The sequence below is a fragment of the Planomonospora parontospora genome (assembly GCA_014647935.1).
GTDB lineage: Bacteria > Actinomycetota > Actinomycetes > Streptosporangiales > Streptosporangiaceae > Planomonospora > Planomonospora parontospora.
Genome location: BMQD01000060.1, coordinates 1 through 11,003, shown reverse-complemented (window position 1 = coordinate 11,003; position 11,003 = coordinate 1). Strand labels below are relative to the sequence as shown.

General features: G+C 74.5%; 4 protein-coding genes. All 4 read left to right on the top strand.

Annotated features, from left to right (window positions below; genetic code table 11):
• Nucleotides 1–2,450: type I polyketide synthase (locus IEZ07_RS34850; RefSeq protein WP_301549379.1), on the top strand; the 2,450-nt coding region annotated here is incomplete at its 5' end.
• Nucleotides 2,451–2,471: 21 nt separating this feature from the next.
• Entirely contained in the window at nucleotides 2,472–3,383 is a 912-nt protein-coding gene (locus IEZ07_RS34845) for a proline iminopeptidase-family hydrolase (RefSeq protein ID WP_239321323.1), read from the top strand.
• Between the two features lie 29 nt (nucleotides 3,384–3,412).
• A complete protein-coding gene (locus tag IEZ07_RS34840; protein WP_191898701.1) occupies nucleotides 3,413–4,261 on the top strand; it encodes a mycofactocin-coupled SDR family oxidoreductase in 849 nt (282 codons plus the stop codon).
• Nucleotides 4,262–4,441: 180 nt separating this feature from the next.
• The coding region (locus tag IEZ07_RS34835) for a type I polyketide synthase (RefSeq protein ID WP_301549378.1) at nucleotides 4,442–11,003 on the top strand (6,562 nt) is incomplete at its 3' end.

Below are 11,003 nucleotides of genomic sequence, written 5' to 3'. Positions count from 1 at the left end.
TGGCGCTGCCGGGTGAGGACGTGGACGTGCGGCTGGCTCCGGTGTGGGGGCTGGTGCGGGCCGTCAGGGCGGAGAACCCGGATCGGTTCGTGCTGGTCGACACCGATGACGCACCCGGATCGGCCGAGGCACTGGGTGCCGTGATCGGTTCGGGTGAGCCGGAGACGGTGGTCCGGGGCGGTGAGCCGCGGGTGGCGCGTCTGGCCCGGGTGCCGGTCGACGGCCGTGTGCCGCAGGAGAGCGGTCCGGTGGTCGCACGGACCGGGGCGGCCGGGGTGCTGGACGACGGGGTCGTGGCGGCGCTGACGCCGGAGCGGATCGATGCGGTGCTGCGGCCGAAGCAGGAAGACGCAGACGCTCACGGGCTGGTGCCTGGTGCGGGCGGGGCGGTGCCGGTGTCGGATGTCGGCCGGGTCGGCGGGGTGGTGCCGGGTGCGGACGGGCCTGCTCCGGTGTGGGGGGCGGACGGCACGGTGCTGGTGACCGGTGGCACGGGTGGTCTGGGTGCGCTGGTGGCGCGGCACCTGGTGGCGGTGCACGGGGTGCGGCGTCTGGTGCTGACCAGCCGGCGGGGTCTGGAGGCGCCGGGCGCCGTCGGGCTGGTCGAGGAGTTGTCCGCGCTGGGGGCGCGGGTGACGGTGGCGGCGTGTGACGTGGCCGACCGGCAGGCGCTGGCGGAACTGCTGGCGGCGGTTCCCGCCGAGTATCCGCTGCGGGGTGTGGTGCACGCGGCCGGGGTGCTGGACGACGGGGTCGTGGCGGCGCTGACCCCGGAGCGGATCGATGCGGTGCTGCGGCCGAAGGCGGACGCGGCCTGGCACCTGCACGAGTTGACGGCGGGCCTGGATCTGTCGGCGTTCGTGTTGTTCTCGTCGCTGGCCGGGACGCTGGGCAATGCGGGTCAGGGCAATTATGCGGCGGCGAACGCGTTCCTGGACGGGCTGGCGGCGTATCGGCGGGCGCGGGGGTTGGCGGCGCAGTCGGTGGCGTGGGGTCTGTGGGCCGGTGGCGGGATGGGTGCCGGGCTGGAGGCGGCGCAGGTGCGGCGGATGGCGGGGATGGGGATGGGGGCGCTGGCGCCGGAGCAGGGGCTGGCGTTGCTGGATGCGGCGGCGGGGGCGGACGCGGCGGCGGTGGTGGCGGTGCGGCTGGATGTGCGGGTGCTGGCGGGGGCGGGGGCGGGGTTGCCGTCGGTGTTCGCGGGGTTGGTGCCGGTGGCGCGGCGGCGTGCGGCCGGTGGCGGTGGTGGTGGTGCGGGCGGGTTGGGTCGTCGGTTGGCCGGGTTGGGTGCGCGGGAACGCGAAGCCGCCCTGCTGGAACTCGTGCTGGAACACGCGGCACGCCTGCTCGGTCACCAGGGCGCCGGTGACGTCGATCCCGAGCGGGATTTCCTGGAGGCGGGCTTCGACTCCGTCGGCGCGCTGGAACTGCGCAACGCCCTCAACGAGGCCACCGGACTGCGCCTGCCCCCGATGGTCGTCTTCTCGAACAAGACCCCCGCCGATCTCGCCGGGTTCGTCGCCGAGGAGTTCACCGCGCACCTCTCCCGCGCCGAGGCCGAGACCGGAACCGGGGCCGGGGCCGGGGCCGGGAGTCGGGCGCCGTCGGCTCCGGCGCCGGACACCGTGAGCGACATCTTCCGCGGAGCCGTCATGGCGGGCCGGCTGGAGGAGGGGTTCGAGGTGCTCACCGCGATCGCGAGGGTCCGCCCGTCCTTCTCCTCGGCGGCGGATCTGGAGCGGGTCCCGGCGCCGGTGAAGCTGGCCGACGGTCCGGGCCGTCCCCGCCTCCTCTGCCTCAGCACGCCGATGGCGACGGGCGGGGTGTACCAGCACGCGAGGCTGGCCTCGCACTTCCGCGGCGTCCGCCAGGTGTCGGCGATCCCCCTGTCCGGGTTCCTCCCCGGGGAGCCGCTCCCCGTCTCGATCGACGCCGCCGTCGAGGTCCTCGCCGAGAGCGTGCTCCTGGCGGCCGAGGGGGAGCCGTTCGTGCTGGTCGGCTACTCGGCGGGAGGCATCTTCGCCGCCGCGACCGCCCACCGGCTCGAGACCGTCGCCGGTGCCGGGCCGTACGGAGTGGTCCTGCTCGACACCTACGAGAGCGACGGCGGGGGCCGGGCGGGCCTGGCCAAGGAACTGGTCTTCGGGATGCTCGAGATGGAGCAGGCGTTCGGCGGGTTCGACAGCGCCAGGCTCTCCACGATGGGCCGGTACGGCGAGCTGCTCGTCGACATGCCGCCCGCGCGGGTCGAGGCGCCGGTGCTGTTCGTGCAGTGCCAGGAGTCGTTCGCCGGGACCGGTGAGGGACTGGAGGACTGGCGGGCCGCTCCCTGGGACCCCGCCCACACGCTCAGGACGGTGCCCGCCGACCACTTCAGCATTCTGGAGAACCGGGCGGCGGAGACCGCCCGCGTCATCGAGGACTGGCTCGGATCGACGCCGAGGCCATGACGGGAACATGACAGGAATGAGGTGAGCGCAGTGCCCCTGCCTCCCAGCTCCAAAGGGTGCGTGCCGTTCGGCGAGCACGCCACGTGGTACCGCGTCACCGGGGAACCCTGTTCCGGGCGGCCGGCGGTCGTGGTGGTGCACGGAGGCCCCGGCAGCACCCACGACTACCTGTTGAACATCGCGGCCCTGTCCGAGGAGGGCTGGCCCGTCGTCCACTACGACCAGATCGGCAACGGAGGGTCCACCCACCTCCCCGAGCGGGGAGAGGACTTCTGGACGCCGGAGTTGTTCCTCGACGAACTGGACAACCTCCTGCACCGGCTGGACGTGGCCGACGACTACGTGCTGCTCGGCCAGTCGTGGGGCGGCATGCTCGCCGCCAGGCACGCCGCGGGCCGCCCGCCGGGCCTCCGCGGGCTGATCATCGCCAACTCCCCCGCCTCCTACCCGCTCTGGCTGAGCGAGATGAAGGTGCTGCGGGACCGGCTCCCCAAGGGGGTCGACGAGACGCTCCGCCGCCACGAGGCGGCCGGGACCACCGGCAGCGACGAGTACTTCGCGGCGATGCGCGTCTTCTACGAGCGGCACGTCTGCCGGCTGAACCCGTGGCCGCGCGACTACCTCGCCTCGTTCTACGAGGTCTACAACGATCCGACGGTCTACTACGCGATGAACGGGCCGAGCGAGTTCCACGTCATCGGGACGCTGCGCGACTGGTCGGTCGTGGACTGCGTCGCAGACATCGCCGTCCCGACCCTGCTGATCTCCGGCAGGCACGACGAGGCGACCCCGGCGACCGTCCAGCCGTTCCAGGACCTGATCCCGGACGTGCGCTGGGAGATCTTCGAGGAGTCGAGCCACATGCCGCACCTGGAGGAGCCGGAGCGTTTCCGCCAGGTCGTGGGCGACTACCTCACGAACCTCATCCGATAACCGAAACCCCGAAACAGATGGAGTGCTCCATGGGACGAGTACAGGACAAAGTCGTCGTCATCACCGGTGCGGCCCGAGGGCAGGGACGCAGCCACGCCGTACGGCTGGCGGAGGAGGGCGCGGACATCATCGCGATCGACCTGTGCCGGGACATCGGCTCGGTGGGTTACGCGATGGCCGGCGGCGAGGACACCGAGGAGACCGTACGGCTGGTGGAGAAGACCGGCCGGAGGATAGTGACCAAGCAGGCGGACGTCCGCGACCGGGCGGCGCTGCAGGCGGCCATCGACGAGGGGGTCGCCGAACTGGGCCGCCTCGACGTGGTGATCGCCAACGCGGGCATCTGCCCGACCGGCGCCGACCGGCCGATCGGCGCGTTCACCGAGACCATCGACGTGAACCTGAGCGGCACCTTCAACACCGTGCACGCGGCGCTGCCGCACCTGGGGGCAGGCGGGTCCATCGTCATCGTCGGCTCCATCGCCGCCTTCATCACCGAGCACGGCGCGGCCGGTCCGATGGGGCCCGGCGGCATGGGGTACGCCTACTCGAAGCACGCGCTGAAGCACTACGTCAACTGGCTCGCGCCGCTCCTGGCGCCCTCCATGCAGCGTGTCAACGCGGTGCACCCGGCCTACGTCAACACCGCAATGATCCAGAACGAGGACACCTACCGGCTCTTCCGCCCGGACCTGGAGAACCCCACCCGGGAGGACGCCGAGCCGGCCTTCCCGATGGTGCAGGCGATGCCGATCCCCTACGTGGAGCCGGTCGACGTGTCGCACGCCATCACCTACCTGGCCTCGGACGAGTCCCGGTACGTCACCGGCCAGCACCTGAAGGTGGACGGCGGCGCGGTGGTCAAACAGGGCAGGTGAGCGGGGTCGGTTCTGGGGCCCTTAGGGGTGTGGCCGAGGGATGATCCGGAATAGCGTTCAGACGAGTGTTATGGGCGACGGTGGGTGGTCTCTGCCTTTATAGGCAGTAATGACTGGAGTGGTCTTATGAGTGAGTCTGGACGCCCGGCCGACAGCCGGGACCGGGTTTCGGCTGAAGCGGTGGAGAACGGTTCCGCCCTGGTGAGCAGGCTGGCGGTGCTGCCGGCCGCGGAGCAGGTGCGCGTCCTGCGGGAACTGGTGTCCGAGCACACACTCGCGGCGTTGCGCGAGGTGTCGGAGAACCCGGATGACACGGTCGCCAGGGTGGACGCCGATCTCGCCTTCCGCGAACTCGGCATGGACTCCCTCGCGCTGGTCGGTCTGCACGACCGGCTCCGCGCGGCCACGGGTCTGCTCCTGCCGCCCACCGTCGCCTTCGACCACCCCACCCCGGCGCTGCTCGCCGGGTACCTGCGAGCCGAGCTGCTCGGCCTGCGGGAGGAGGCCGCGGCCCCGGAGGGGGTCGCGGCCTTCGACGACGAGCCGCTGGCCATCGTCGGCATCGGCTGCCGCTTCCCGGGCGGGATCGGATCGGCCGAGGACCTCTGGGAGCTGGTGGCCGGGGACGGGACCGTCCTCGGCGACTTCCCGGACGACCGGGACTGGGACCTGGAGCGGCTCTTCGGCGCGGACCCGGACGTCTCCGGCACGACCTACGTCGGGAAGGGCGGGTTCCTGTCCACGGCGACGGAGTTCGACGCGGAGTTCTTCGGCATCTCGCCCCGCGAGGCGCTCGGCATGGACCCGCAGCAGCGGCTGCTCCTGGAGACCACCTGGGAGGCCCTGGAGCGGACGGGCATCGACCCGCTCTCGCTGAAGGGCAGCGGCACCGCCGTCTTCGTCGGCGCCGAGGTGCACGACTACGGCATCAGGGTCCACGAGGCCCCCGACGGGCTCGACGGATACCTGATGACGGGCAACGTGCCCAGCGTCACCTCCGGGCGCATCGCCTACGTGCTGGGCCTGGAGGGCCCGGCCGTCACCATCGACACCGCCTGCTCCGGTTCGCTGGTCGCCCTTCACCTGGCCGCCCAGGCGCTGCGCCGGGGAGAGTGCTCCCTCGCCCTGGCCGGCGGGGTGACCGTCATGAGCAGTCCCGGCGTGTTCACCGCGTTCAGCCGCCAGCGCGGCCTGGCCCCCGACGGCCGGATCAAGGCGTTCGCCGCCGGAGCCGACGGCACGGGTTTCTCCGAGGGCGCCGGCGTCTTCGTGGTCGAGCGGCTCTCGGACGCCCGCCGCAACGGCCGCACCGTCCTGGCGCTGATCCGCGGTTCCGCGATCAACCAGGACGGCGCGAGCAACGGCCTGACCGCGCCCAGCGGAGCGTCCCAGCGGAAGCTCATCCGCCAGGCCCTCGCCGCCGCGGGACTGGGGGCCGGAGACGTGGACGCGGTGGAGGCGCACGGCACCGGCACGACGCTCGGCGACCCGATCGAGGCGCAGGCGCTGCTGGCGACCTACGGCCGGGACCGGCCGGAGGACCGGCCGCTCTGGCTCGGGTCGGTCAAGTCCAACCTCGGGCACACGCAGGCGGCGGCCGGCGCCGCCGGCCTGATCAAGATGATCATGGCGATGCGGCACCGCGTGCTGCCCAGGACCCTGCACGTGGACGCGCCCTCGCCCAACGTCGACTGGTCGGCGGGAGAGGTACGGCTGCTCACGGAGGCCCGTCCCTGGGAGGACCTCGGCCGTCCCCGCCGCGCGGGGGTGTCCGCCTTCGGCATCAGCGGCACCAACGCCCACGTCATCATCGAGGAACCGGAGCTCCGGCCGGAGCCGGACGCCGCGGCCGGTCCGGAGGACCGGACCGAGGCCTCGCCGGAGCCGGCCGGCGTCCCGGTGCTGGTCTCGGGCGGCACCGGGCAGGCACTGCGCGCCCAGGCCGAGCGGCTGCTGGCCGCCGTCGAGGCGCGGCCCGGGACGCGGCTCCACGACCTCGGATACTCCCTCGCCACCACCCGGGCCTCGCTGTGGCACCGCGCCGCCGTCGTCGCGGACGACAGGGAGGAGCTCCTGCGCGGCCTGAGGGCGGTCGCCGGAGGCGAGGAGGCCCCCGGCGTGCTGCGGGGCACCGCGGACGGCGGCTCGCTCGCCTTCCTGTTCACCGGGCAGGGCAGCCAGCGGCTCGCGATGGGGCGGGAGCTGTACACGGCCTTCCCCGCCTTCGCCGCGGCCCTGGACCAGGCGGCCGGCCACCTCGACCTGCAGCTCGACCTCCCCCTGTACGACGTGCTCTTCGCCGCCCCCGGCTCGGCCGAGGCCGCCCTCCTGGACCAGACGATGTACGCGCAGGCGGCCCTGTTCGCCGTGGAGGTGGCGCTGTTCCGGCTGCTCGAATCGTGGGGGCTGGAGCCCGCGTTCCTCGCCGGGCACTCGGTGGGCGAACTGGCCGCCGCCCACGCGGCGGGTGTGATGCCGCTGGAGGACGCGGCGATGCTGGCGGCTGCGCGCGGCCGGTTGATGCAGGAGCTGCCCCGCGGCGGCGCGATGGTCGCCCTGCAGGCGTCGGAGGAGGAGACGCTGCCGCTGCTGACCGGCGGAGTGGGCATCGCGGCGGTCAACGGCCCCGCCTCCGTGGTGATCTCCGGCCGGGAGGACGAGGTCCTCGCGGTGGCCGCGGCGCTGCCGGAACGCAGGCGGACCCGGCTCCGGGTCTCCCACGCGTTCCACTCGCCGCTCATGGAGCCGATGCTGGCGGAGTTCCGGCGGATCGCCCAGGTGGTGCGGTACTCCGCGCCGCGGATCCCGATCGTCTCGACCGTGACGGGCGAACCGGCCGGTCCCGAGCTGTGCTCGGCCGAGTACTGGGTGCGCCACGTGTGCGCCTCGGTCCGCTTCCACGACGCGGTCCGGTGGCTGGCCGGCCAGGGCGTCACGACCTTCCTCGAACTGGGACCGGACGGCGTGCTGTCGGCGATGGGCCAGGACTGCCTGGCCGACCGGTCCGAGGCCGCGTTCGCCCCGCTGCTCCACCGGGACCGGCCGGAGGCCAGGCAGGTCCGCACCGCGGTGGCGCTGGCCCACACCCGCGGCGCGGCGCCGGACTGGCAGGCGTTCTTCGCCCGATCCGGCGCCCGGCGAATCGAACTGCCCACCTACGCCTTCCAGCGCAGGCGGTACTGGCTGAGCTCCACCACGGCCGCGAGCGACGCCCCGGCGCTGGGCCAGGTGGCGGCGCGGCACCCCCTGCTCGGCGCGGTGGTCTCCCTGCCCGACTCCGGCGGGGTGGTGCTCACCGGCAGGGTCTCGACCCGGTCGCAGCCCTGGCTGGCCGACCACGTCATCTCGGGCGTCGTCCTGCTGCCCGGCACCGCGTACGTGGAGCTCGCCGCCCGCGCGGGCGACGAGGTCGGCTGCGACCTGCTGGAGGAACTGACGCTCCAGGCGCCGCTGGCCGTCGACGGCGCGGTCGGCGCGGCCGGCGCCGCGCTGCAGGTGGTCGTCGGAGCGGCGGACGAGGCCGGGCGCAGGCCGATCGAGTTCTACTCCCGCCCCGACAACCTGCCCGACGACGCGCCGTGGACCCGGCACGCCACCGGCGTCCTGGCCCGGCGCGGCGCCCCGGCCCCCGCCGCCGGGTCGTTCGGCATGTCGGAGTGGCCGCCCCCCGGGGCCCGGCCCGTCGACACGGCGGGGCTGTACGCGGCCATGGCCGGACAGGGCTACGGCTACGGACCGGCCTTCCAGGCGCTGCGCGCCGTCTGGCGGCGGGGCGGCGAGGTCTTCGCCGAGGTCTCACTCCCCGAGGAGAACAGGGCGGAGGCGGCGTCCTTCGGGTTGCACCCCGCGCTGCTCGACGCGGTGCTGCACGCGATGGACTTCGCGGAGGACGAGCCCGCCTCCGACCTGCTGCGCCTACCGTTCACGTGGAGCGACGTGGCGCTCCACGCGCAGGGCGCGCCGTCCGTGCGCGCCCGCATCGTCGCCACGGGCAGGGGCGAGGCGTCGATCGCCATCGCCGACGCCACCGGGGCGCCGGTGGCGTCGATCGGCTCCTTCGTAGTCCGTGAGGTGTCCGGCGACGACCTGCGCGCCGCCGGCCGGGACCGCCACGACTCGCCGTTCCGCCTCCGGTGGACCCGCCTGGCTGCCGGGACCGCCCCGGCGCCCGTCGTCCCCCTCTCCCTGGAGGAGGTCGCCGGCGCGGAGCGGGTACCCGGGACGGTGCTCCTCGAGCTCGCCGTACCCGAGGGCGACCCCCTGGCGGGCGCCCGTTCGGCCACGGCGCACGCGCTCGCCGCCGTCCAGGCGTGGCTGGCCGACGAGCGGTGCGCGGACTCCCGCCTGGTGGTGGTGACCCGCGGCGCGGTGGCGCTGCCCGGGGAGGACGTGGACCTGCGGACCGCCCCGGTGTGGGGTCTGGTGCGGGCCGCGCAGGCGGAGAACCCGGGCCGGTTCGTGCTGGTCGACACCGACGGCTCCGAGGAGTCCCGGGACGCGCTGGCCGCCGCCGTCGCCTCGGACGAACCGGAGGCGGCGCTGCGCGGCGGCGAGGTCCTCGTGCCCCGCCTGGCCCTCGTGCCCGCTCCCGAGGCGGAGCCGGACCCGGTCTGGGACGCGGACGGCACGGTGCTGGTCACCGGTGGCACGGGCGGCCTGGGCGCGCTGGTGGCGCGGCACCTGGTGGCCGAGCACGGGGTGCGGCACCTGCTGCTGGCCAGCCGGCGGGGCCCGGACGCGCCCGGCGCGGCCGGGCTGCGCGAGGAGCTGGAGGCGCTGGGCGCGCGGGTGACGACGGCAGCCTGCGACGTCGGCGACCGCGGCGCGCTCGCCCGGCTCCTGGCGGACGTGCCCGCCGCCCGCCCGCTGCGCGGCGTCGTGCACACCGCGGGCGTCGTGGACGACGGCGTCATCGCGTCGCTGACCCCGGAGCGGATCGACACCGTGTTCCGGCCGAAGGCGGACGCGGCCTGGCACCTGCACGAGCTGACGGCGGACCTGGACCTGTCGGCGTTCGTGCTGTACTCGTCCACCGCCACGATCCTCGACGGGGCGGGACAGGGGAACTACGCGGCGGCCAACGTCTTCCTCGACGCGCTGGCCGTGCACCGCGCCGCCCGCGGGCAGGCGGCCACCTCGGTGGCGTGGGGCCTGTGGACCGGTGACGGCGGCATGGGGGACCGGCTCGACGAGACCGCCCTGCGCCGCGTGGAGAGGCTCGGCCTGGAACTGCTGTCGTCCGCGGAGAACCTGAACCTCCTGGACCGGGCCGTCCGCAGCGGCGAACCGGCGGTGGTGCCGGTGCGGGTGGACCTGCGGGCGCTCACCGCCCGGCCGGACGGGGTCCCGGCGCTGCTGCGGGACCTGGTGCGGACCCCCGCCCGCCGTACGGCCGCCGCCGGCCCGGCCCCGGTCGGGTCGTCCCTCGCCCAGCGGCTCGACCGGCTGGGCGAGGCCGAGCGGGACGAGGCGCTGGTCGAGCTCGTCAGCACCCAGGCCGCCGCCGTGCTCGGCTACGACGGAGCCGGCTCGGTGGTCCCCACCAGGGCGTTCAAGGACATCGGTTTCGACTCCCTCGCCGCGGTCGAGCTGCGCAACAGGCTCAACGCCGCCACCGGGCTCCGGTTGAGCGCGACGCTGACCTTCGACTATCCGACGCCCGCCGCACTGGCCGGTCACATCCGCACGAAGATCCTCGACACGCCGGCCCGCGCCGCCGCCCTCCCGGCCGCCGCGGTCCCGGTCGCCGCGGTCCCGGTCGACGAACCCGTCGCGATCGTCGGCATGGCCTGCCGCTACCCGGGTGACGTGGCCTCCCCGGACGCGCTGTGGCGCCTCGTCGCCGAGGGCGCCGACGTGGTCTCGCCGTTCCCGTCGGACCGGGGCTGGGACCCCGACCTCTACGACCCCGAGCCGGGCAGGCCGGGCAGGAGCTCCGCGCGCGAGGGCGGGTTCCTGCACGACGCGGCCGACTTCGACGCCGACTTCTTCGGGATCAGCCCGCGTGAGGCCCAGGCCATGGACCCCCAGCAGCGGCTGCTGCTGGAGATCGCGTGGGAGACGTTCGAGCGGGCCGGCATCGATCCCACCTCGATGAAGGGCAGCGACACCGGAGTCTTCGCCGGAGTGATGTACCACGACTGGGGCCTGCGGCTGGGCACGCTCCCCGAGGAGATCGCCGCCTACCACGGCAACGGCAGCCTCGCCAGCGTGGTCTCCGGCCGCGTCGCCTACGCCCTGGGGCTGGAGGGCCCCGCGGTGACCGTGGACACGGCGTGCTCGTCGTCGCTGGTCGCCCTCCACTGGGCGGTCCAGGCCCTGCGCCGGGGAGAGTGCGGGCTGGCCCTGGCCGGCGGGGTGACCGTCATGTCGACCCCTGACACGTTCGTGGACATGAGCCGGCAGGGCGGCCTGGCCCCCGACGGCCGGTGCAAGTCGTTCGGTGCGGGCGCGGATGGCACCGGCTGGGGCGAGGGCGTGGGCATGCTCCTGCTGGAGCGGCTGTCGGACGCGCGCCGCAACGGCCACCGGGTGCTGGCGGTGGTGCGGGGTTCGGCGGTCAACTCCGACGGCGCCTCCAACGGGCTGACCGCGCCGAACGGTCCCTCCCAGCAGCGGGTGATCCGGCAGGCCCTGGCCGGAGCGGGCCTGGCCCCTGCGGAGATCGACGCGGTGGAGGCGCACGGCACGGGCACGACGCTCGGTGACCCGATCGAGGCGCAGGCGGTGATCGCCGCCTACG